Origin of the sequence: Microbacterium sp. NPDC086615 (genome assembly GCF_040686055.1) — a bacterium.
In the GTDB taxonomy this organism is placed as follows: domain Bacteria; phylum Actinomycetota; class Actinomycetes; order Actinomycetales; family Microbacteriaceae; genus Microbacterium.
On the sequence record NZ_JBFBJJ010000002.1, the window covers coordinates 221,076 to 242,951 of the forward strand.

A 21,876-nucleotide genomic window follows, 5' to 3' on the forward strand; every position below is an offset into this window, starting at 1 on the left:
TGTAGCCCACCGCTGATGCAGCGTACCGATTCCTGGGAGGTTTCTGTGAGAAATCGCGCGATTGTTTCGCGAACAACGAGAGAACGCCCCGGTCACCGCAACGGCGACCGGGGCGTTCTCGGAGCGGATCAGCGCTGGCGCTTCTCGCGGATGCGCATGTTCAGCACGATCGGCGTGCCCTCGAAACCGTAGATCTCGCGGAGGCGCCGCTGGATGAACCGGCGGTAACCAGGGTCGAGGAACCCGGTCGTGAACAGCACGAATGTCGGCGGACGCGTCGCCGCCTGCGTGCCGAACAGGATGCGGGGCTGCTTGCCGCCGCGGAGCGGGTGAGGGTGCTCGGCGACGAGCTCCGACAGGAACGCGTTGAACTTGCCGGTGGGGATGCGGGTGTCCCACGACTCCAGCGCCGTCTCGAGCGCGGGCACGAGCTTGTCGAGGTGACGGCCGGTGCGGGCCGAGATGTTCACGCGCGGAGCCCAGGCGACGTGCGCGAGGTCCTGCTCGATCTCGCGCTCGAGGTAACGACGGCGGTCCTGGTTCTCCATGTCGTCGTCGTTCAGGCGGTCCCACTTGTTGAACGCCAGCACGAGCGCGCGACCCGACTCGAGCACGAGGTCGATGATGTTGAGGTCCTGCACGCTGATCGGCTGCGACACGTCGAGCACGACGACGGCGACCTCGGACTTCTCCAGCGCCGTCGAGGTGCGCAGCGACGCGTAGAAGTCGGCGCCCTGCGACAGGTGAACACGACGACGGATGCCGGCGGTGTCGACGAGCGTCCAGAGCTTGCCGCCGAGCTCGACGACCTCGTCCACGGGGTCACGGGTGGTGCCGGCGAGCTCGTTCACGACGACGCGCTCCTCGCCCGCGGCCTTGTTCAGCAGCGACGACTTGCCGACGTTCGGGCGACCGAGGATCGCGACGCGGCGCGGCCCGCCGATCTCGTACTTCGCGACGGCCGAGACGTCGGGAAGCACCTTCATGAGCTCGTCGAGCAGGTCGGCGACACCGCGACCGTGGATCGCCGACACGGGGTGCGGCTCGCCGAGACCCAGGTTCCACAAGGCCGTGGCCTCGGGCTCCTGGCGGGCGTCGTCGACCTTGTTGGCGATGAGGAAGACGGGCTTCTTGCTCTTGCGCAGCAGCTTCACGACGTGCTCGTCGGTCGAGGTCGCCCCCACCGTGGCGTCCACGACGAAGAGCACGACGTCGGCGAGGTCGATCGCGACCTCGGCCTGCGCGGCGACCGAACGGTCGATGCCCTTCGCGTCGGGCTCCCACCCGCCGGTGTCGACGAGCGAGAAGCGGCGGTCGAGCCACTCGGCCTTGTACGTGACGCGGTCGCGCGTGACGCCGGGAGTGTCTTCGACGACCGCCTCGCGGCGCCCGAGGATGCGGTTCACGAGCGCCGACTTGCCGACGTTGGGGCGACCGACGATCGCGACCACCGGCAGCGCCGGCAGGAACTCGATCGCTCCCTCGCCCGAGGCGAGACCGGCGAGGAGCGCCGCATCGTCCTCGTCGAGGTCGAAGTCCTCGAGGCCCGCGCGCAGCGCCTCGGCCCGCTGTTCGGCGAGGACCTCGTCCAGCTCGGCCATCTTCTCGGCGAGCTGGTCGGGCCCGCCCTCGTACTCGTCTTCAACGCCCATCGCGGGCTCCCATCGTGGAGTCGACGACGCTCAGCACGGCATCGACGGTCTGTTCGAAATCGAGGTGGGTCGAGTCGACGACCTCGACGCCTTCAGCGGCGGTGAGGAAGTCGACGACCGTGGAATCGGCCGCGTCGCGCTTGTGCAGCGCGGCGGCGACGGCTGCGGCATCCTGTGTCGTCAGTTCTGCGCTGCGCCGCGCGGCGCGCACCTCGGGCGCCGCGGTCAGAAGGATCCGCACCGGCGCATCGGGGAACACGACGGTCGTGATGTCACGTCCCTCGACCACGACGCCCGGAAGAGCGGCGGATGCCACGAGCCGACGGAACAGCTCGTTCACGGCGTGCCGCACGGGGGCGACACGCGCGACCCCGCTCACGGCGTCGGTGACCCGGGGCTCGCGGATCGCGGCGGTCACGTCGACGGAACCGACGCGCACCCAGCGGTCGGTCGTGTCGAGCGAGATGGCGTAGTCGAAGTCGCCGAAGACCTCGAGGACGGCCGTGGCGTCGGAGGTGTCGACGCCGTGCTCGAGCGCGTGCCAGGCGAGGGCCCGGTAGGCGGCTCCGGTGTCGAGGAAGCCGTAGCCGAGGCGCGCGGCCGCGGCCTTCGACACGCTCGACTTTCCGCTGCCGGCGGGGCCGTCGATCGCGACGACGACCGGGGCTCCCGCCGACGAGCCCTCGACGGGGCCGCCGAGAGCGGGCTTGAGGAGGGATTCAGTCATGGGTGGTGCTCGCAATCCGCCAACCGCGCTGCTGGAGCCCGTCGACCGCCCGGCGGACCGCGTCGGGGACGACGCTGATCTCCGCCAGACCGAACGGTGCTCCGGGCGAGTGCTCGAGGCGTAGGTCTTCGACGTTGACGTCGAGGTCGCCGAGTTCGCCGAAGAGGCGACCCAGCTGGCCGGAGGTGTCGTCGACCATGACGACGAAGGTATCGAAACGGCGGTTCTGGCCGTGCTTGCCGGGCAGGCGCTCCACGCCCTCATTACCGCGGCGGATGGTGTCGGCGATCGCGCGCCGCGCACCGGGCACGTCGGGGTCGCGCAGCGCCTCGGCGACCTCGGACAGGTCGGCGGCGAGCTGGTCGAGCACCTCGACCACGGGTGCCGAGTTCGCGCCGAGGATCTGCACCCACAGTTCGGGAGCGGATGCCGCGATGCGCGTCGTGTCGCGCACGCCCTGACCCGCGAGGCGCAGGGATCCGTCGGGCGCCTCGACGAAACGACCGGCGAGCAGGCTCGCGACCAGCTGGGGCACGTGCGACATGAGCGCGACGGACTCGTCGTGCTCCTCGGGCGTCATCTCGATGAGCGTCGCGCCGAGATCGAGCGCGAGCCCCTCGACGAGCGAGAGGTCGTGCGCGGAGGTCTCGGCGTCCCGGCACACGACCCACGGACGGCCGATGAAGATGTCGGCGCGGGCCGAGATCGCTCCCCCGCGCTCGCGTCCGGCCATGGGATGCGAGCCGATGTAGTGTCTGAGGTCGACGCCGCGCTCGCGAAGCGTCCGCAGCGGCTCGAGCTTCACGCTCGCGACGTCGGTGACGACGGCATCCGGGAACGCCTCCAGCTCACGCTGCACGACATCGGCGATCACGTCGGGCGGCGTGGCGACCACGATGAGTGACGGTCGGTCGTCGGGGCGCTCGGCGCGGCCCGCGCCGTAGTCGATCGCGAGGCGCAGCTGCGAGGGAGAGGCGTCGACGAGCACGACGTCGACCCCGCGCGCGGTGAGCGCGTGGCCGATGCTCGCACCCAGCAGGCCCGAGCCGACGACGCGGACGGTGCCGCTCGTGCGGGTCGCCAAAGGCCCGGCCGCGCGCGCGGACGTTCCGTTCGGTTCGCTCATCGGGTCTCCTGCCCTGGGCGGCGCCCCTCGCACCGCGAGACGCCCCGGAGGCTCACTCCGCGGGAGTGTCGCCGTCCCGACGGGACAGCGTGAGCAGGGCGCCGCGTTCTACTGTAGTCAACTCGCGCGCCTTGCCCACCGGGAGTGTTCCCAGGTGCAGCGGCCCGAACTGCCGACGGACCAGCTCGACGACGGGGTGGCCGACCTCGGCCATCATGCGCCGGACGATCCGGTTCTTGCCCGAGTGCAGCGTGAGTTCGACAAGGCTCTCGCCGCGCGACGCGTCGAGCAGGCGCGCCTTGTCGGCCGCGATCCGTCCGTCCTCGAGCTCGACGCCTTTGATCAGCCGCTGGATCGTCTGGGGCAGCACCTGCCCCTCGACCTTCGCGATGTACACCTTCGTCACGCCGAACGAGGGGTGTGCGAGCACGTGGGCGAGGTCGCCGTCGTTGGTCAGGACGAGAAGGCCCGAGGTGTCGGCATCCAGTCGTCCGACGTTGAACAGACGCTCGTCCCAGTCCTTCGTGTAGCGCCGCAGGTCGGGGCGCCCGCGGTCGTCGCTCATGGAGCTGACGACGCCCGTGGGCTTGTTCAGGATGACGTAGCGCTTCGACGCGTCGAGCTGGATCGCCGTGCCATCGACGTCGACGAGATCGGCCTCGGGGTCGATGCGCGAGCCGAGCTCCGTCACGACCACGCCGTTCACACGCACGCGGCCCGCGACGATCATCTCTTCCGAGACGCGCCGCGAGGCCACTCCCGCATTGGCCAGCACCTTCTGCAGGCGGACACCCTCTTCGCCCCCGCTCGCCGAGCGCGAGCACCCGGTCGCTGAGCCTGTCGAAGCGTCAGTCATTTCAGAACCTCTCCGTCGAATCCGTCGGCGCCGTCGTCGAGCAACGGCGAGATGTGGGGCAGCTCGTCGAGCGAGTTGATGCCCAGATTGACCAGCAGCTGGTCGGTCGTCCCATAGTGGATCGCCCCCGTGTCGGGGTCGGTGAACACCTCGGTGATGAGCCCGCGGGCGAGCAGCGTCCGGACGACCGAGTCGACGTTCACGGCGCGGATGGATGCCATTTGCCCCCGCGTCACGGGCTGCTTGTACGCGATGACGGCCAGGGTCTCGAGCGCCGCCTGCGACAGCCGCGAGGGCGCCTGGGTGTTCACGAACTCGCCCACGACGTCGTCGTACTCCTCGCGGACGTACAACCGCCATCCGCCGCCGACCTCGCGCAGCTCGAAGCCACGGACCGGCCCACCGATCTCGCCGTTGTAGTCCGCGACGAGCGCCTCGACCGCCTGTCGCACGGCCGGCACGGGCGCGCCCACCGCGGCGGCAAGGCTCACGAGGCTCTGCGGCTCGTCGACGACGAGCAGGATCGCCTCCAGACGACGGGCGACGGATGCCGGATCGCTCGCGCGCGGAGCCGGGATCGGGGCCTGCGGGTCAGCGGTCATAGTCGGCTCCCAGGGCGGCGAGGTTCTCTTCCGACCACCTCTCGGCGGTCCAGCGCAGCGTCAGCTCCCCCAGCGGCTCGAGCTGCTCGAACGACAGCGCCGCGTGGCGGTACAGCTCGAGGATCGAGAGGAACCGCGCGACGACGACGCCGGTCTCGGTGACGCCGGCGACGAGGTCGCGGAAGTTCAGGGTGCCCGCCGAACGGAGCAGCGTCACGACGATCGCGGCCTGCTCGCGGATGCTCACGAGCGGCGCGTGCAGGTGGTCGAGCCCGACGGTGGGGATCTGCTTGGGCGCCATCGCGACGACGGCGAGGGCCGCGAAGTCGTCGAGGCTGAGCGTCCACACGAGCTCCGGCACGGCTGCGCGGTACTTCTCGTCGAGTCGCACGTCCCGGGTGTGACGGCGGTCCTCGCGCTGCAGGCACCGCGCGAACCACGCCGACACCTCCTTGAACGCCCGGTACTGAAGGAGTCGGGCGAACAGCAGGTCGCGCGCTTCGAGCAGCGCCACGGATTCGGCATCCACGAGCTCACCCTGGGGCAGAAGACCCACGATCTTCATGTCGAGCAGCGTCGCCGCGACCACGAGGAACTCGGATGCCTCATCGAGGTCCTGCTCGGGACCGAGGTCGCGGAGGTACGCGATGAACTCGTCGGTCACACGGCTGAGGGCGACCTCGGTGATGTCGAGCTCGGCGCGCGAGATGAGGGTGAGGAGCAGGTCGAACGGTCCGTCGAAGACGGGGAGGGTGACGCGGAAGCCGGCGGCGTCGGTCCCTTCGACGGGCTCAGGGACCTCGGTCGCGGGATCACCAGTCTCGCGCGAGAGGTGGCTGAGCTCGTCGAAGCCACCGGGGGCGGATGCCGCCGCGACGCGGGTGTCGTCAGGCGACGGCGCCACGCGCGACCAGCTCCCGCGCCAACCGCAGGTAGGCCTGGGCGGCGGCGTGCTCGGGCGCGAACTCCGTGATCGGCATGCCCGAGACCGAGGCATCCGGGAACTTCACCGTGCGACCGATGACCGTCTCGAGCACGTCGTCGCCGAATGCCTCGACGACACGCTCGAGCACCTCGCGCGAGTGCAGCGTGCGGGGGTCGTACATCGTGGCCAGCACGCCGTCGAGCTGGATCGCCGGGTTCAGCCGGTCGCGCACCTTGTCGATGGTCTCGACCAGCAGCGCGACACCGCGCAGGGCGAAGAACTCGCACTCGAGCGGGATGAGCACGCCGTGTGCGGCGGTGAGCGCGTTCACGGTGAGCAGGCCCAGCGAGGGCTGGCAGTCGATGAGGATGACGTCGTAGTCGGCCGCGACCTTACGCAGCACGCGCGCGAGGATCGTCTCGCGGGCGACCTCGTTGACGAGGTGCACCTCGGCGGCCGACAGGTCGATGTTGGCCGGCAGCACGTCGAGACCCTCGACACGCGTCTGCACGATGACCTCGCGCGGGTCGCGCTTGGTGTCGAGCAGCAGGTCGTAGATCGTCGGCACGTCATGGGTCTGGATGCCGAGACCCGCCGACAGCGCACCCTGCGGGTCGAAGTCGATCGCGAGCACGCGGCGGCCGTAGCCGGCGAGCGAGGCGGCGAGGTTGATGGTCGTCGTCGTCTTGCCGACGCCGCCCTTCTGGTTGCACAGCGCGATGATCCGCGCGGGACCGTGGCTGTCGAGAGCCGGCGGGGTGGGGAACCCCTGGTAGGGACGACCGGTGGGGCCGAGGATGACCTCGTCTTCGCCCGTCTTGCTGCCCTTCGTGCTCGCCGACACCGAGTCTCCCGCCTTCGTCATAACGTCGTCGAGTCTAGCCGCCGCCCGCCCCGCGGCCCGCGTGACCCGCGGGCAGGAGCCGGGCTCCAGGCTCCAGGCTCCGCGAGACTGCAACGCGCTGACATCCCCACTGCAGGCTGCAGTGGATTTGTCAGCCGTGTGCAGTCTCGCCCATCCCGCGCCGTGAGCCGCGCACCCCGGGCCGCGCACCGCGAGGCGCGCGCCGCGCGCCGCGGGTCAGCCGCGTGCCGTCCGCGCGAGCCGCGCACGCCGCGCCTGCACGAGAACGGCGAGGAGCACGGTCGCGATACCCCACACGGCGGCGACCTTCACGAGCACGCCGTAGATCAGGTGGGTCGGGGTGTACTCCGCCCCGAACCCTCCCTCGACCGCGAGCGCCACGAGTGTCGCCCCGACCAGCGCGACCGGAAGCGAGAGCCACCACACCGCGCGCACGGCATCCTGAACCACACGCCGCACGGGCACCGCCGTGCGCTTCGACAGCCACCACAACCCGAAGACCGCCAGCCCCGCCAGCCCGAACGCCCCCGAGCCGTACTGCAGCCACTTCACGCCCAGGAGCGGCCCCCACTGCTGCTCGAGCGCGGGGAACAGGGCATCGCCCGCTCGCCCCTCGTGCGTGAAGAAGTCCCACGCGACGTGCGTGACCACCCCGAGCGCGAGCGAGACGACGAGCCACAGGATGCCGACGACTCCCCCGCGCACGGTCTCGCGCGCGACCGTGGGGGCACCGGCATCCCATCCGTCGGGCAGGCGCTCGGCGATGCGCCGCGGCAGCAGCTCGCGCGTCGCGGGGCGCAGGACGCAGCGCCACACGAGAAGCAGCACGAACGCCAGGACGACCGTCACCGGCAGCCACGCGAGATCGTGGGTCACGGAGTACGGGGGCACGATTCCGCGCAGGAACAGCGGAAGGTCGGGGGTCATCGCGCCGATCGCGATCGCCGCCGGCACCAGCGGCGTCCGCACGAAGGGCAGGGCGACGACCGCGTGGCTGACGGTGAACGGCATGTCAGCTGAGGAAGAGTCCCGCGAGCGTCTTCTTGCCGCGGCGCAGCACCGAGACGCCGCCCGGGAGAGTCCCCTGCACCACGGCGTCGTCGCTCGTCACCTTCTCGCCGTCCAGCGAGACGCCGCCCTGCGCGATCGCGCGGCGCGCGTCGCTGAGGCTCGACGACAATTCGGTGGCAGTCAGCGCCTCGACGACGGTGGTTCCGCGGGCGATCGTCGCGTTCGGCAGTTCCTCGAGTGCCGTGCGGAGCACGGCGGCATCCAAAGCCTTCACGTCGCCCTGGCCGAACAGCGCCTCGGTCGCGGCGATGACGGCTTCGGTCGCCTCCGCTCCGTGCACGGTCGTGACAACCTCGCGTGCGAGGCGCTTCTGCGCGGCGCGGCGGAACGGCTCGCTCTCGACGAGTCCCGCGTACTCTTCGATCTCGGTGCGCGTGAGGAACGTGAACACCTTGAGGCGCTCGATCACGTCGCGGTCGTCGGTGTTGAGCCAGAACTGGTACATGGCCCACGGGCTGCACATGTCGGCATCCAGCCAGATGGCGTTGCCCTCGCTCTTGCCGAACTTCGTGCCGTCGCTGTTGGTGATGAGGGGGGTGCCGATGGCGTGGACCGACGCGCCCTCGACCTTGCGGACCAGGTCGGTGCCGCTGGTGAGGTTGCCCCACTGGTCGCTGCCGCCGGTCTGCAGCACGCAGCCGTACTGGCGGTACAGCTCGAGGTAGTCGAGTCCCTGCAGGATCTGGTAGCTGAACTCGGTGTAGCTGATGCCGGCCTCGGAGTTCAGGCGCGCGCTGACGGCGTCTTTCTTCAGCATCGTGCCGACGCGGAAGTGCTTACCGATCTCACGCAGGAAGTCGATCGCGCTCAGGGGCGCCGTCCAATCGAGGTTGTTCACCATGCGGGCGGCACTGTCGCCCTCGAAGCTCAGGAAGCGCTCGACCTGGGCTCGCAGGCGCGACACCCACTCGGCCACCGTCTCGCGCGTGTTGAGCGTGCGCTCGGCCGTGGGGCGGGGGTCGCCGACCAGACCGGTCGAGCCGCCGACGAGCCCGAGCGGGCGGTGTCCGGCGAGCTGCAGGCGACGCATGGTGAGCAGCTGCACGAGGTTGCCCAGGTGCAGGCTCGGCGCGGTCGGGTCGAAGCCGCAGTAGAAGACGATCGGGTCGCCGCCGAGGAGCTCGCGCAGCTCGGTCTCGTCGGTCGACACGTGGATGAGTCCGCGATAGACCAGCTCGTCCCAGACATTGTCGAAAGTCGGGTCATTGGCGGGCTGGAGGGCGCTCACGGGCGCCGCATCGATCGGTGCAGACACCCGTTCAGGCTACCAGCGGGGGTATCGGACCCCGGATGCCAGGGCGCGACCGCGACCGCAGGGAAACGCCGCCGCGCCCTCATCATCGCCTCACCCAAACATCTGATGCCCCGCCACGACGGCGAGGAGGAGTCCCGCGGCCATCAGACACAACGTCGCCCCACTGCTCAATGCGAACTTCCGGTCCGCGATAACGGCATTGATCTGGATCTGGCGAGCAAGGTTGACGCTCAGGTCAACGCCGTCTTTCAGAACACTAGCCGTATAGGCATCCGGACCCTCGTACTCTTTCGCGATGGCTCGAAAGTAGATGTGTTCCGTCGCACGCCCGGGTCGGTAGGGTCGACGCGGGAGAAGAGCGGCGAGGGCGAGTACCCCCGAAGCGGCGATCAGGAGCCCGCAAAGGGCCGAGAAGAAGACAACCCATGCGGGGTCGGCTCTGTCCGACACAACGAACAGCCCACCCCCCGCCACCCCCGCGAAAGCGATCAACGTGGTCAGCTTCGTGTCGGCGTGCCGAATCAACGCGTTGACGTTCTCGAGTTGCCGCCAAAGGACTTCCAGACGCGGCAGGTCTGTCGCTCGACGCCTCACACGGGCACCACGGGAGTCCGATAGATCACCTGATAAGGCTATGGCTTATCGTTCGGATTTGATAAGCCAAAAGCTGATCAGTCGATCAGCGTGCGCGCGGCCGACTGAGCCCGCGACACGAGCTCTTCGCGCTGCTCACGCACGCGCTCGGGAGCCGTCCCACCGACACCGGTGCGGCTCGACACCGACCCCTCGATGGTCAGCACCTCGCGCACCGCGGGCGTGAGCGACGGAGAGACGGATGCCAACAGGGCGTCGTCGGCGTCTTCGAGACCGATCTCGCGCTCCTCGCACGCGCGCACCAGCGCGCCCGAGATCTCGTGCGCGTCGCGGAACGCCACGCCCTGACGGACGAGCCACTCGGCCACATCGGTGGCGAGCGAGAAGCCCTGCGGGGCGAGCTCCGCCATGCGGTCGGTGTGGAAGCGGAGCGTCGCGATCATGCCCGAGAACGCCGGCAGCACGAGCTCGAGCGTGCGCACCGAGTCGAAGACCGGCTCTTTGTCTTCCTGCAGGTCGCGGTTGTACGCCAGCGGCAGACCCTTCAGCGTGGCGAGCAGGCCGGAGAGGTTGCCGATCAGACGGCCGGCCTTGCCGCGCGCGAGCTCGGCGATGTCGGGGTTCTTCTTCTGCGGCATGATGCTCGAGCCCGTGGAGTAGGAGTCGTCGAGCGTGACGAAGCCGAACTCGCGGGTGTTCCAGAGGATGACGTCTTCGGCCAGACGCGAGAGGTCGACGCCGATCATCGCGGTGATGAACGCGAACTCGGCCACGACGTCGCGCGAGGCGGTGCCGTCGAGCGAGTTCTCGGCCGGGCGCGCGAGTCCCAATCGGTCGGCGACGAGCTGCGGGTCGAGGCCCAGGGTCGCTCCGGCGAGCGCTCCCCCGCCGTAGGGCGAGACCGAGGCCCGCACCGACCAGTCGCGCAGGCGCTCGATGCCGCGCGTGAACGCCCAGCCGTAGGCCTGCAGGTGGTGCGCGAGGAGGACGGGCTGCGCGTGCTGGAGGTGCGTGCGCCCGGGCATGATGGCTCCGTCGTTCGCCTCGGCCTGGGCGACGAGCGCGTCGATCAGGCGCAGGACCTCGCGGGTCAGGGTGCGCGCGTGGTCGAGCAGGTAGAGACGCACGAGCGTCGCGATCTGGTCGTTGCGGCTGCGGCCGGCGCGCAGCTTGCCGCCGAGCGCGGGCCCCACAGTCTCGATGAGCACGCGCTCGAGAGCGCCGTGGACGTCTTCGTCGCCGGGGGCGGCGACCAGCGTGCCGTCCTTCACGCGGGCGGCGAGCTCGTCGAGTCCCGCGTGCATGGCCGCGGCCTCTGCCGCGTCGAGATATCCGGCAGCCTCGAGGGCCGCGGCGTGCGCGTGCGAGCCGGCGATGTCGTAGAGGGCGAGGTCCCAGTCGAAGTGCGTCGAACGGCTGAGCGCCGCCAGTTCGGGAGAGGGTCCGCCCGAGAAACGGGCGCCCCACAGGGCTCCCTCGTTCGTCGCCTGGCCGGTCTCGCTGCTCATGCCCCCAGCCTACCGAGGGCCGCCGACGCCGCCGTCGCCGTGACGAGGGCCGGCCCGCCACGCGGCCGCCGGCGGCCCCGCCCCGAGCCGGCCCGCCGCGCGTGCCGAACTCCGGAACAATCGACGATTCCCCGCCCCCTCGGGGCCTCAAAACCGGACGAACCCCCAAATCCTCCGGAGTTTGGCACGGCCCACGGCCCGGGGACGCCTCCCCGCCACTGACAGCACCGACCCAGCCCAGCGAGGCCCGACTCTCAGCGCTCGCTCGAGACCGCGGCATCCCGTCCCACGACGAGACGCACGATCGCGTCGACGAGCGCTTCGAGCGGTCCCCGGCCGACCGTCAGAACCCACGCGGTGCACCCGACGATCAGACCGAGGGTCAGCGGACCGAAGAGCTCGAGCGCGCGGATCCCCCACAGATCCGAGGTGTCACCGAGCACGGCCAGAGCGACGACGGCCCACACCAGCAGCTGCACGACGTAGGCGGTCAGCGGCATCGAGCCGACGGCGCGGAGCGGGACCGCGACCCCGCGCAGCGGCGTGCGGCACAGCAGCAGGCACAGGCTGATCACCGCGATCGCGAAGCCGCCCGAGCCGATGACCTCACCAAGCCCCGCCGAGTGGTCCTCGGCGGTCAGGACCGTCGAGAGATAGGCGTTCCCCGCCACGAGGGGCGCCGTCGCGAGGGCGAGCCCGTATCCCGCCAGCGTGAGCGCGGAGCCCGAGAGCACGATCAGCGCCTGCTCGGGCAGCAGCCCGAGGTCCAGGCGTCCGAGGCCCATCCCGGCGAGCAGGAAGGCGATCCACACGGGGAAGGGGTAGTGCCAGCCGAGAGCCGCTGCCAGCTCGTCGCCCCCGCGGCCCGACCAGATCGGGGCGGCGTCGAGCACGGGCTGGATCCACGGCATCACGAGCGCCAGCGCCCCCGCGGTGAGGAAGAGCGCCCGAGGGCGCATCCCGAGGAACGGCAGTGACAGCACGAACAGCAGGGCGTACGCGGGCAGGATCACGTAGACCGGCACGCCGGTCATCACGAGCAGGATGCCGATGACCCAGAGCAACGCGCCCCGCATCGCCAGCCGCGCCGAGGCGCGGACCTGGCGATAGCCCTCGACCGGTCGCGTCCCGCCGGTGACGAGCGAGATCGACACGCCCGCGAGGACCGCGAACAGGATCGAGGAGCGCCCGTTGACGATGTCGAGCCACGACGAGGGGTCTCCCGCGACGAAGTCCTCGGTGTCGAGCAGATGCGCGGCCAGCATGCCCACGACCGCGAGACCCCGGGCGAGGTCGACGCCGGCCAGCCGGCCCGGCCCGTCGAAACGGGTCCAGAGCCGGCGTGGCCGGGACGTCAGTTCTGGCGCAGAAGCCACACCAACAGCGCCTTCTGGGCGTGGAGCCGGTTCTCGGCCTCGTCCCACACGACGCTCTGGGGGCCGTCGATGACCTCGGCGTCGACCTCGTAGCCGCGGTCGGCGGGAAGGCAGTGGATGAAGATCGCCTCGTCGTCGGCGAGGGCCATGAGCTCGCTCGTGACCTTGAATCCGCCCAGATCGCGGATCCGCGCGAGCTTCTCCTCTTCCTTGCCCATCGACACCCACGTGTCGGTGACGATGACGTCGGCCCCGGATGCCGCGGCCTCGGGGTCGTCGCTGAGGGTGATCGATCCGCCGGTCTCGGCGGCGATCCGCTCGGCATCCGCGATCACGTCGGCGCGCGGCGCATAGTCCGCGGGAGCCGCGACGCGGACGTGCATGCCGGCGGTGACGCCCGCGAGCACGTACGAGTGGGCCATGTTGCTCTGCCCGTCGCCGAAGAACGACAGCGTCAGCCCCTTCAGCTCGCCCTTGTGCTCGCGGATCGTGAGCAGGTCGGCGAGGAGCTGGCAGGGGTGGAAGTCGTCGCTGAGGGCGTTGACGACCGGGACGCGCGTCCCGCGCGCCATCTCTTCGAGCCCCGACTGCGCGTAGGTGCGCCACACGATCGCGGCGACCTGACGCTCCAGCACCCGGGCCGTGTCGGAGGGCGTCTCCTTGCCGCCGAGCTGGCTGTTCGCGGTCGAGATGATCAGCGGCGACCCGCCGAGATCGGCGATGCCGACGGCGAACGAGACGCGCGTGCGGGTCGAGGACTTGTCGAAGATCACCGCGACGGTCTGCGGGCCCGCGAGCGGCTTCTGCGCCCAGCGGTCCTTCTTCAGCTCGATCGCCAGGTCGAGGATCTCGGCCTGTTCGGCCGGGGTCAGGTCGTCGTCGCGCAGCAGGTGGCGGGTCACGCGGGAGCTCCTTCGAGGATCAAGGCATCGGACACGGTGGAGAGCGCGGCCGCGAACAACTCGAGGAACTGCGCGATCTCGGCATCCCCGATCGTGAGGGGCGGCGCGATGCGGATGGTGTCGTCGTTGGCGGCATTCACGACGAGCCCGTGCTGCTGGGCCGCGGCGACCACGGCCTTGGCGACGGGGCTCGTGAGGCCGATGCCGAGCAGCAGGCCCCGGCCGCGGACGCCCGCGACGAGCGGCGAGCCGAGCGCGGCGATGCCGTTGCGGATCTCCCCCTCGCGGCGGGCGGCGTTCTCGACGAGACCGGATGCCTCGATCTCCTGCAGCACCGCTCCCCCGACCGCGGTGCCCAGCGCGTTGCCGCCGAAGGTCGAGCCGTGCGTGCCGGGGAAGAACAGGTCACTGGCCGCGCCGAACGTGATGAGCGCGCCGATCGGGAAACCGCCGCCGATGCCCTTCGCGACGGTGATCGCGTCGGGCACGATGCCGGCGTGCTGGAACCCGAACCAGGCGCCGGTGCGCCCGGCACCGGTCTGGATCTCGTCGATGATCAGCAGGGCGCCGTGGCGCGCGGTGATCTCGCGCGCGGCCTGCAGGTACCCCTCGGGGAGCTCGACGACGCCCGCCTCGCCCTGGATCGGCTCGACCAGCAGAGCGGCGACACGTTCGTCGACCGCGGCCTCGAGGGCCTCGATCGTGGCGTCGATGTGCTCGACGCCGGGGACCATCGGCAGGAAGTCGGCCTGCAGCGCGGGCTTGCCGGTGAGGGCGAGCGAGCCCATCGTGCGGCCGTGGAAACCGCCCTTGAGCGTCAGGATGCGCGTGCGGTCGGTGCCGCGGCCGTGCAGGCGCGCGAGCTTGAACGCCGCCTCGTTGGCCTCGGCCCCGGAGTTGCCGAAGTACACGCGGCCCGACTCTCCCGTGCCGGCGAGCCGCTTCAGGCGCGCGGCCATCGCGAGCTGCGGCGGCGTGGCGAAGTAGTTCGAGACGTGCGCGAGGGTCGACGCCTGCGCGGTGATCGCCTCGACGAACACCGGGTGCGCGTGACCGAGGGCGTTGACCGCGATACCGGCGAGGAAGTCGAGATACTTCGTCCCGTCGGCGTCCCAGAGGTAGGCGCCCTCGCCGCGCACGAACATCGCCATGCGGTCGCCGAAGCTCCGGACGAGGTCGCGTCCGGCGTCTTCCTGCCAGGTTGCCGTGGTCATGCGACCACCTCCGTTCCGATTCCCTTGCTGGTGAACAGTTCGACGAGCACCGAGTGCGGCACGCGTCCGTCGATGATGGCCGCGGTGGGCACTCCCCCGTCGACGGCGTCGAGGCACGCCTGCATCTTCGGGATCATGCCCGACTCGAGCTTCGGCACCATCGCGCGCAGCTCCGTCGAGGTGAGGTGCGACACGAGCGAGTCGCGGTTCGGCCAGTCGGCGTAGAGCCCGGGCACGTCGGTGAGGACGACGAGCTTCTTCGCGTTCAACGCGACCGCGAGCGCCGCGGCCGCGGCATCCGCGTTCACGTTCAGCGAGTTGCCGGGGTGGTCGAGATCGGGCGCGATGCTCGAGACGATCGGCACGCGGCCCGCGGCCAGGTGGTCGAGCACGGGCTGCGGGTCGACCGTGACGACGTCGCCGACGCGGCCCAGGTCGTGCTCGACCCCGTCCACGACCACGCCGCGGCGACGACCGCCGAACAGGCCGGCGTCCTCTCCGCTGAGACCGGTCGCGAGAGGTCCGTGCGCGTTGACCTTCGCCACGAGCTGCGGGTTGATCTGTCCGGTGAGCACCATCCGGACCACGCCGATGGCCTCGGTCGAGGTGACGCGATAGCCGCCGCGGAACTCGCTCGGGATCTCGAGGCGATTCAGCATCGACGAGATCTGCGGACCGCCGCCGTGCACGACGACGGGCTTCACGCCCACGTAGCGCAGGTACGCGATGTCGGCGGCGAAGGCGTCCTGCAGCTCGTCGCTGACCATGGCGTTTCCGCCGTACTTCACCACGACGACCTGGTCGCGGTACTTACGCACCCACGGCAGCGATTCGACGAGCGTGACCGCCCGATCGCTGGCTTCGGCGGGATCGGTGTCTTGGAGGTCGACGTGGGTCATGAGGAGTAGGCGCTGTTCTCGTGGACGTAATCGTGCGTGAGGTCGTTGGTGCGGATCGTGGCCGCGGCCTCGCCGACGCGCAGGTCGACGACGAGGTCGGTCGCGCGGGGGGTCAGGTCGACGTCCTCACGCGGACGGTCCGGACCGCCGGCGGTGCACACGCGCACGCCGTTCATCCAGACGTCGACGTCGTACGGGTCGAAGGCGGCGTCGGTCGTCCCGATCGCGGCGAGCACCCGACCCCAGTTAGGGTCGTTGCCGAAGACCGCGGCCTTGAAGAGGTTGTTCCGGGCGATCGAGCGGCCCACCACGACGGCGTCGTCCTCGCTCGCGGCGTTCACGACCCGGATGGTGATGTCATGGCTGGCGCCCTCGGCATCGCCTTGCAGCTGTGCCGCGAGATCGTCGCATACCGCGGTGAGAGCCTCGGCGAACTCCTCGGCGGGAACCCGGATGCCACTGGCCCCGCTCGCCATCAAAGTGACCTGGTCGTTCGTCGACATGCAGCCGTCCGAGTCGAGCCGGTCGAAACTCACGCGCGTCGCGGCGCGGAGCGCCGCGTCCGCCTCGGCCGCGTCGAGGACGACGTCGGTGGTGATCACGACGAGCATGGTCGCCAGGCCCGGCGCCAGCATCCCCGCGCCCTTCGCCATCGCGCCGATCGACCACCCCTCGCCCACGTGCACGGCCCGCTTGGGCTTCGAGTCGGTGGTCATGATCGCGAGCGACGCGTCCTCGCCGCCCTCGGGCGAGAGCGTCGCGATCCCCTGGTCGACGCCCGCGAGAACCTTCGCGCGGAAGACCTCGTCACCGGTGCCGATGAGGCCGGTCGAGCACACGAGCACATCGCCCGCGCCGACACCGAGCAGCTCGGCCGCGCGCTCGGCGGTCTGGTGCGTGGTCTGGAAGCCGAACGACCCGGTGAAGCAGTTCGCTCCGCCCGAGTTGAGCACGATGGCCTCGACGACGCCGTCCTTCACGACCTGCTCCGACCACAGGATCGGGTTGGCCTTCGCCCGGTTCGAGGTGAAGACGGCGGCGCCCACCTTGAGAGGGCCGCGATTGACCACGACGGCGACGTCGCGCGCGTGCGTCGACTTCAGGCCGACGGCGACTCCGGCCGCCTCGAATCCGGCGGGGGCGGTCACGCTCACGGGGCGACTCCGTTCAGGGGAAGGGCCGTGGTCTCGGCGAGACCCAGGGCGATGTTCATGGACTGCACGGCGGCTCCGGCCGTGCCCTTGACGAGATTGTCGACCGCGGCGACCGAGATCACACGGTTCGCCGCCCGATCGATCGCGAGCCCGATCGAGGCGACGTTGGCGCCGAGCACGTCGGCCGTCCGCGGGAAGACGCCCTCCGGAAGGAGCTCGACGAAGGGCTCATCGGCGTAGGCGTTCTCCCACGCGGCGCGGATCTCGGCATCCGTCGCCCCTTCCCGAATGGGTGCCGACGAGGTCGCGAGGATCCCCCGCGCCATGGGGACGAGGACCGGGGTGAACGAGATCCGGATGCCGTCGGCCACCGCTCCGGCCGCGGCGAGCGCCTGCCGGATCTCGGGGATGTGCCGGTGCGTCCCGCCCACCGCGTAGGGATTGGCGGTGCCGAGGATCTCGCTGGCGAGGAGGTTCGTCTTCGCGGCCTTCCCCGCCCCGCTCGGCCCGACGGCGAGGACCGAGACGATGTCGCCCGGGTCGATGACACCCGCGGCGACGCCCGGCGCGAGCGAGAGCGCCACGGTGGACGCGTTGCAGCCCGGGGCCGCGATACGCGTCACGCCGCGCAGGTTGTCGCGCTGCTTGCCGCCCGCGACGGGCAGCTCCGGCACGCCGTACGCCCAGGGCTCGGCGTGCGTGCCGCCGTAGAACGCGGCCCAATCGTCCGACGAGGTGAGGCGGTGGTCGGCCCCCGCGTCGATCACGAGCGGGGTGTCGGCGAGGGCGTCGGTGTACTGCGCGGACTGGCCGTGCGGCAGCGCGAGGAAGACGACGTCATGGCCCGCGAGGATCTCGGGGGTCGTCGCCTGCAGCTCGAGGTGCGCGAGCGACCGGAGGTGAGGCTGGTGGGCGAGAAGCGGCTGACCCGCGCTGGAGTGCGCGGTGACGGTGCGGATCTCGACATCGGGATGATCGGCGAGGAGGCGGAGGATCTCGCCGCCCGCATAGCCGGAAGCGCCGGAGACGGCGACCGAGAGGGTCATGTATCTACCTTAGGAGTCGGGGCGGGTGCTGAAATTCAGCGCGTACCGGGGCGGCGACGCCCGCAAGCCCGACAACCGGCGGGCTACGAGGTCGCCGAAACTCGGCGTGCGACCCGACGTCGGCGCAGCGCAGCGGTGCTCACGGAGAGCTCCGAGCTGAACGCGGCGATCGACGACATCTGGCGAGGGTATCGGCCCGGTCGGGGCCAGGGCAAATCACGTGCGGATGCGGGTCCGCGCGGGCTCCGCTGGGAGAACGGCATGCAATCCCCCTCTTGTCCCCCATTTGGGGGACAAGAGGGGGATATGCTGTGAGTCCTGCCCTCATCGCTGGTTGCTTCCGACTGCCCCCTATACCGGCGGTGAGGGCAGGCCCACGTCGCAGGTGAACCTGCGCATCGTTCAGCATAAGCGCGCCTCGACGCGCGAACGGACGGCCGCGTACGCGAGGGGCGGGATGCCACGGCCTCCGCCGCGGACACCCCGCCCCGTCGTCGGTCTCGACGTCTGTCAGTCGCGGATCGTCGCCCCGAACCGCTCGGCGGCCACCGCGACCCCCGCGAGCTTGGCCTCGGTGGCCTCCGCCGCGGTGAGGGTGCGATCGTCGGCACGGAAGCGCAGCGCGAAGGTCAGGCTCTTCGTTCCCTCGGCCAGGCCCGGACCCCGGTAGTCGTCGACCAGACGCGTGCCCTCGAGGAGCGGAGCGCCCCCCTCGAGCAGCGCGGCACGGACGGCGCCGGCCGCGACATCGACGGGGACCACGAGCGACACGTCCTGCGTCGCCGCCGGGAAGCCCGACAGGGAGGCCGCGACGACGCGCGACTGAGCGAGATCGAGCATCGCGTCGAGGTCCAGCTCGGCGACCAGCACGCGCCCCGGCAGGTCGGCGTCCGCCGAGACCGTGGGCAGGACCTCTCCGACGTAGCCGATGTCGACACCGCCGGCCAGCACACGCGCGGTGCGCCCGGGGTGAAGGGCCGCGCGCTGCGCCTGGACGAGCTCGATGTCGAGCCCGGCCGCGCCGGCCAGCACGCGCACGGCGTCGACCGCGTCGGCGAGGTCGGCCGCGACGGCCGCCTGGCCGGGTTGCTTCGCGACGGTGTGTCCCGTCAGCAGGACGGCGACGTGCCGCCGCTGCGGAGGGATCGAGGCATCCAGAGCCGTCAGCGTCGCGGCGTCCGGACGCACCGCGAGCGGCGGGACAGACGGAGTGCCGTACTGCACGCCGGGTTTCGGGAGGAACACCGTGCCGATCTCGAACAGCGCCAGGTCGACGATGCCGCGCGAGACGTTGCGGTGCGCGACCTGCAGCATCGCCGGGACGAGCGACCGGCGCAGGAACGGCGCGAGGCCGTCGAGCGGGTTCGCGAGCTTGACGCTCGGCAGCTTCTCTCCCGAGGGCGAGCCGTGGAGGGCGTTCTGCTCCTCGGTCGTGAAGGGGAACGACGGCGTCTCGACGAAACCGGCGGCCGCGAGCGCGTTCGCCACGCGGCGACGCCCCTGCTGCGCGGACGTGAGGCCGCGACCCGAGGGCGGCGTGGGCAGCACCGACGGGATGCGGTCGTAGCCCTCGATGCGCGCCACCTCTTCGGCCAGCGTCCACTTGTCGGAGAGGTCGTGGCGCCACGAGGGAGCCGTCACCGACCAGCCGCCGTCGCGCTCGTCGACCGTGCACCCGATGAGCCGCAGCGCCGACACGATCTCGTCGTCGGTGTACTCGACACCGATCAGGCCCGACACGAAGCCCGCGGGGAGGGTGATCGGGTCACGGCGGTAGGGCGCGCCGAGCGCCCCCCCGAGCTCCGTATCGAGCGTGCCGCCCGCGAGCTCGACCATCAGCGAGGCCACACGCTCGGCCGCGACGTAGGGAACGAGCGGGTCGACACCGCGCTCGAAACGCCGCGAAGCTTCGGAGGGCAGCTTGTGCCGACGCGCGGTGCGGGCGATCGAGACCTGGTCGAAGGTCGCGGCCTCGATGAGCACGTTGCGGGTCGCGTCGCTCATCTCGGTCGGGCCGCCGCCCATGACGCCGGCGAGACCGATCGGTCCCGATTCGTCGGTGATGAGGAGGTCTTCCGCACTGAGGGTGCGCACCTGCCCGTCGAGCGTCTCGAGCTTCTCGCCCTCTTCAGCGCGGCGCACCGTGATGCCGCCCTGCAGACGGTCGAGGTCGTAGCCGTGGATCGGCTGGCCGAGCTCGAGCATGACGTAGTTGGTGATGTCGATCAGCACACCGAGCGAGCGGATGCCGGCGAGCGACAGGCGCGTGATCATCCACGGCGGCGTCGGACGCGACGGGTCGACGTCGCGCACGATGCGGGCGACGAACTCGGTCGCGCCCTGACGTCCGCGGATCGGCGCGCGGTCGTCCACCGCGATCGGGAAGCCCGAGGGAATCCGCGCGACGGCGTCGTCGTGCCCCGTCCCCGGGTCGCGGAAGTCCGCGCCGGTGGCGTGCGAGTACTCGCGCGCCACCCCGCGCAACGACAGCGCGTACCCGCGGTCGGGCGTCACGTTGATCTCGACGGCGATGTCGTCCAGACCCAGCAGGGCGATGGCATCCGTCCCCACCGGCGCGTCGATCCCGAGGTCGACCAGACGCAGGATGCCGCTGTGCTCGCTGCCGAGCCCCAGCTCCTTCGCCGAGGCGATCATGCCGTCGGACACGTGGCCGTACGTCTTGCGTGCGGCGATCGGGAACGGCCCGGGCAGCACCGAGCCGGGAAGGGTCACCACGACCTTGTCGCCGGGGAAGAAGTTGCCCGCGCCGCAGACGATGCCGCGCACCCCGCCGTGCTCGTCGCCCACGTCGACCTGGCACCAGCGGATGGTCTTGCCGTTCGACTGCGGCTCGGGCGTGAACTCGATCACTTCGCCGACGACGATGGGGCCTGCGAGCTCGAAGCGGTGAACGTCTTCTTCTTCGAAGCCGACGGAGACCAGAGCCGCGAGGACATCGTCGGCCGTGGCATCCGCGGGCACGTCGACGTACTCGCGCAACCAGGAGAGCGGGACGCGCATCAGACCACCATTCCGAACTGCTCGCTGAAACGGACATCGCCCTCGGCCATGTCGCGCATGTCTTGCACGTCGCTGCGGAACATGAGCGTGCGCTCGATGCCCATGCCGAACGCGAAGCCCGAGTACTCCTCGGGATCGATGCCGGCGGCGCGCAGGACGTTGGGGTTCACCATGCCGCAGCCGCCCCACTCGATCCAGCGCGCCCCGCCCTTGAAGGTGGGGTGCCACAGGTCGAGCTCGGCGCTCGGCTCGGTGAAGGGGAAGAAGTTGGCGCGGAAACGCGTCTTCGCCTCGGGGCCGAACAGCACGCGCGCGGCGTGGTCGAGCGTGCCCTTGAGGTGGGCCATCGTGATGCCCTTGTCGATGACGAGCCCCTCGAACTGCGTGAAGACGGGGAGGTGCGTCGCGTCGAACTCGTCGGTGCGGTAGACGCGGCCCGGGGACAGCACATAGATCGGAATGTCGCGCTCGAGCATCGAACGCATCTGCACGGGTGACGTCTGGGTACGCAACACCAGGTGCCGCGCGACCGGATCGACGTAGAAGGTGTCCTGCATCGTGCGCGCCGGGTGATCGGGGTCGACGTTCAGCGCGTCGAAGTTGAACCACTCGTGCTCGAGCTCGGGACCCTCGGCGATCTCCCACCCCATGCCGACGAAGATGTCGGAGACCTGCTCCTGCAGGAGCGAGATCGGATGCCGTGCCCCGACGCGCGCGCGCTGCGGCAGCGCGGTGACGTCGATGCGCTCGGCCTCGAGCTTCGCGGCCGTCTCGGCCTCGGCGAGCGCGGTCTCACGGGCGGCGAGCGCCTGGTTGACCTGGCCGCGGGCCTGGCCGACGAGCTTGCCGAACGCGGCCTTCTGGTCGGGGGCGACGTGGCGCATCTGGGCGTTCAGCCGCGCCAGGGCGGACTGCTCACCGGTGTGCGCGGAGCGGGCGGCTTTCAGGTCGGCCGTGGTCGCGGCCGCGGCGATGGCCGCGAGCGCGGCATCGACGGCGGAGGCGACGGCCTCGGGGGTGATCTCGGGTGCGTCGGACACGAGATGAGAGTCTACCGACGGGCGGGGACACTCCCCCGCCCGT

At 70.8% G+C, this 21,876-nt stretch carries 19 protein-coding genes; all 19 read right to left on the bottom strand.

Features of this window, described 5'->3' with window-relative positions; genetic code table 11:
• Positions 1-128: 128 nt before the first annotated feature.
• On the bottom strand, positions 129-1,652 hold the full coding sequence (gene der, locus AB0O24_RS03320; RefSeq protein WP_058594874.1) for a ribosome biogenesis GTPase Der: 1,524 nt from the start codon (positions 1,650-1,652) through the stop codon (positions 129-131).
• Positions 1,642-2,379 (bottom strand): (d)CMP kinase, encoded by a 738-nt coding sequence (cmk, locus tag AB0O24_RS03325; RefSeq protein WP_275797745.1) that lies wholly within the window; start codon positions 2,377-2,379, stop codon positions 1,642-1,644. The genes der and cmk overlap by 11 nt, the downstream gene beginning before the upstream one ends.
• A complete protein-coding gene (locus AB0O24_RS03330; protein ID WP_275797744.1) occupies positions 2,372-3,505 on the bottom strand; it encodes a prephenate dehydrogenase in 1,134 nt (377 codons plus the stop codon). Before AB0O24_RS03330 ends, cmk begins: the two co-directional genes overlap by 8 nt.
• Before the next feature lie 52 nt (positions 3,506-3,557).
• Positions 3,558-4,361 carry a pseudouridine synthase gene (locus AB0O24_RS03335; RefSeq protein WP_363372571.1) on the bottom strand — a complete coding sequence of 268 codons (804 nt, stop codon included), beginning with the start codon at positions 4,359-4,361 and terminating at the stop codon, positions 3,558-3,560.
• Positions 4,358-4,963 carry an SMC-Scp complex subunit ScpB gene (scpB, locus tag AB0O24_RS03340; RefSeq protein ID WP_275797740.1) on the bottom strand — a complete coding sequence of 202 codons (606 nt, stop codon included), beginning with the start codon at positions 4,961-4,963 and terminating at the stop codon, positions 4,358-4,360. The genes AB0O24_RS03335 and scpB overlap by 4 nt, the downstream gene beginning before the upstream one ends.
• Complete coding sequence (locus AB0O24_RS03345) at positions 4,953-5,867, bottom strand: ScpA family protein (protein ID WP_275797738.1); 915 nt, start codon at positions 5,865-5,867, stop codon at positions 4,953-4,955. The genes scpB and AB0O24_RS03345 overlap by 11 nt, the downstream gene beginning before the upstream one ends.
• Positions 5,851-6,753 carry a ParA family protein gene (locus tag AB0O24_RS03350; RefSeq protein WP_275797736.1) on the bottom strand — a complete coding sequence of 301 codons (903 nt, stop codon included), beginning with the start codon at positions 6,751-6,753 and terminating at the stop codon, positions 5,851-5,853. Before AB0O24_RS03350 ends, AB0O24_RS03345 begins: the two co-directional genes overlap by 17 nt.
• A 216-nt stretch (positions 6,754-6,969) precedes the next feature.
• Positions 6,970-7,764 carry a DUF4184 family protein gene (locus AB0O24_RS03355; protein WP_275797734.1) on the bottom strand — a complete coding sequence of 265 codons (795 nt, stop codon included), beginning with the start codon at positions 7,762-7,764 and terminating at the stop codon, positions 6,970-6,972.
• 1 nt (position 7,765) lies between these two features.
• Entirely contained in the window at positions 7,766-9,079 is a 1,314-nt protein-coding gene (tyrS, locus tag AB0O24_RS03360) for a tyrosine--tRNA ligase (RefSeq protein ID WP_275797733.1), read from the bottom strand.
• 90 nt (positions 9,080-9,169) lie between these two features.
• Positions 9,170-9,673: a Pycsar system effector family protein gene (locus tag AB0O24_RS03365; RefSeq protein WP_275797731.1), complete on the bottom strand. Its 504-nt coding sequence runs from the start codon at positions 9,671-9,673 to the stop codon at positions 9,170-9,172.
• A 77-nt stretch (positions 9,674-9,750) separates the two neighbouring features.
• The gene (gene argH, locus AB0O24_RS03370) at positions 9,751-11,181 is read right to left on the bottom strand and encodes an argininosuccinate lyase (protein ID WP_275797729.1); all 1,431 of its coding nucleotides are present in this window, start codon (positions 11,179-11,181) and stop codon (positions 9,751-9,753) included.
• Positions 11,182-11,435: 254 nt separating this feature from the next.
• Positions 11,436-12,557, bottom strand: coding sequence for a heparan-alpha-glucosaminide N-acetyltransferase domain-containing protein (locus tag AB0O24_RS03375; protein ID WP_363372575.1), 1,122 nt, complete (start codon positions 12,555-12,557; stop codon positions 11,436-11,438).
• A complete protein-coding gene (gene argF / locus AB0O24_RS03380; RefSeq protein ID WP_058594886.1) occupies positions 12,536-13,459 on the bottom strand; it encodes an ornithine carbamoyltransferase in 924 nt (307 codons plus the stop codon). Before argF ends, AB0O24_RS03375 begins: the two co-directional genes overlap by 22 nt.
• Entirely contained in the window at positions 13,456-14,673 is a 1,218-nt protein-coding gene (locus tag AB0O24_RS03385; protein ID WP_275797723.1) for an acetylornithine transaminase, read from the bottom strand. Before AB0O24_RS03385 ends, argF begins: the two co-directional genes overlap by 4 nt.
• Positions 14,670-15,572: an acetylglutamate kinase gene (gene argB / locus AB0O24_RS03390; protein ID WP_058594888.1), complete on the bottom strand. Its 903-nt coding sequence runs from the start codon at positions 15,570-15,572 to the stop codon at positions 14,670-14,672. Before argB ends, AB0O24_RS03385 begins: the two co-directional genes overlap by 4 nt.
• Positions 15,569-16,726: a bifunctional glutamate N-acetyltransferase/amino-acid acetyltransferase ArgJ gene (gene argJ / locus AB0O24_RS03395; RefSeq protein ID WP_275797721.1), complete on the bottom strand. Its 1,158-nt coding sequence runs from the start codon at positions 16,724-16,726 to the stop codon at positions 15,569-15,571. Before argJ ends, argB begins: the two co-directional genes overlap by 4 nt.
• On the bottom strand, positions 16,723-17,772 hold the full coding sequence (gene argC, locus AB0O24_RS03400; protein WP_275797719.1) for an N-acetyl-gamma-glutamyl-phosphate reductase: 1,050 nt from the start codon (positions 17,770-17,772) through the stop codon (positions 16,723-16,725). Before argC ends, argJ begins: the two co-directional genes overlap by 4 nt.
• Before the next feature lie 510 nt (positions 17,773-18,282).
• On the bottom strand, positions 18,283-20,793 hold the full coding sequence (pheT, locus tag AB0O24_RS03405) for a phenylalanine--tRNA ligase subunit beta (protein ID WP_275797717.1): 2,511 nt from the start codon (positions 20,791-20,793) through the stop codon (positions 18,283-18,285).
• Complete coding sequence (pheS, locus tag AB0O24_RS03410; RefSeq protein WP_307386939.1) at positions 20,793-21,833, bottom strand: phenylalanine--tRNA ligase subunit alpha; 1,041 nt, start codon at positions 21,831-21,833, stop codon at positions 20,793-20,795. Before pheS ends, pheT begins: the two co-directional genes overlap by 1 nt.
• Between the last annotated feature and the right edge of the window lie 43 nt (positions 21,834-21,876).

Coding starts and splice junctions, on each gene's coding strand:
- der (WP_058594874.1), bottom strand. CDS start 1,652: ATGGGCGTTGAAGACGAGTACGAGGGCGGGCCCGACCAGCTCGCCGAG.
- cmk (WP_275797745.1), bottom strand. CDS start 2,379: ATGACTGAATCCCTCCTCAAGCCCGCTCTCGGCGGCCCCGTCGAGGGC.
- AB0O24_RS03330 (WP_275797744.1), bottom strand. CDS start 3,505: ATGAGCGAACCGAACGGAACGTCCGCGCGCGCGGCCGGGCCTTTGGCG.
- AB0O24_RS03335 (WP_363372571.1), bottom strand. CDS start 4,361: ATGACTGACGCTTCGACAGGCTCAGCGACCGGGTGCTCGCGCTCGGCG.
- scpB (WP_275797740.1), bottom strand. CDS start 4,963: ATGACCGCTGACCCGCAGGCCCCGATCCCGGCTCCGCGCGCGAGCGAT.
- AB0O24_RS03350 (WP_275797736.1), bottom strand. CDS start 6,753: ATGACGAAGGCGGGAGACTCGGTGTCGGCGAGCACGAAGGGCAGCAAG.
- AB0O24_RS03355 (WP_275797734.1), bottom strand. CDS start 7,764: ATGCCGTTCACCGTCAGCCACGCGGTCGTCGCCCTGCCCTTCGTGCGG.
- argH (WP_275797729.1), bottom strand. CDS start 11,181: ATGAGCAGCGAGACCGGCCAGGCGACGAACGAGGGAGCCCTGTGGGGC.
- AB0O24_RS03385 (WP_275797723.1), bottom strand. CDS start 14,673: ATGACCACGGCAACCTGGCAGGAAGACGCCGGACGCGACCTCGTCCGG.
- argB (WP_058594888.1), bottom strand. CDS start 15,572: ATGACCCACGTCGACCTCCAAGACACCGATCCCGCCGAAGCCAGCGAT.
- argC (WP_275797719.1), bottom strand. CDS start 17,772: ATGACCCTCTCGGTCGCCGTCTCCGGCGCTTCCGGCTATGCGGGCGGC.
- pheT (WP_275797717.1), bottom strand. CDS start 20,793: ATGCGCGTCCCGCTCTCCTGGTTGCGCGAGTACGTCGACGTGCCCGCG.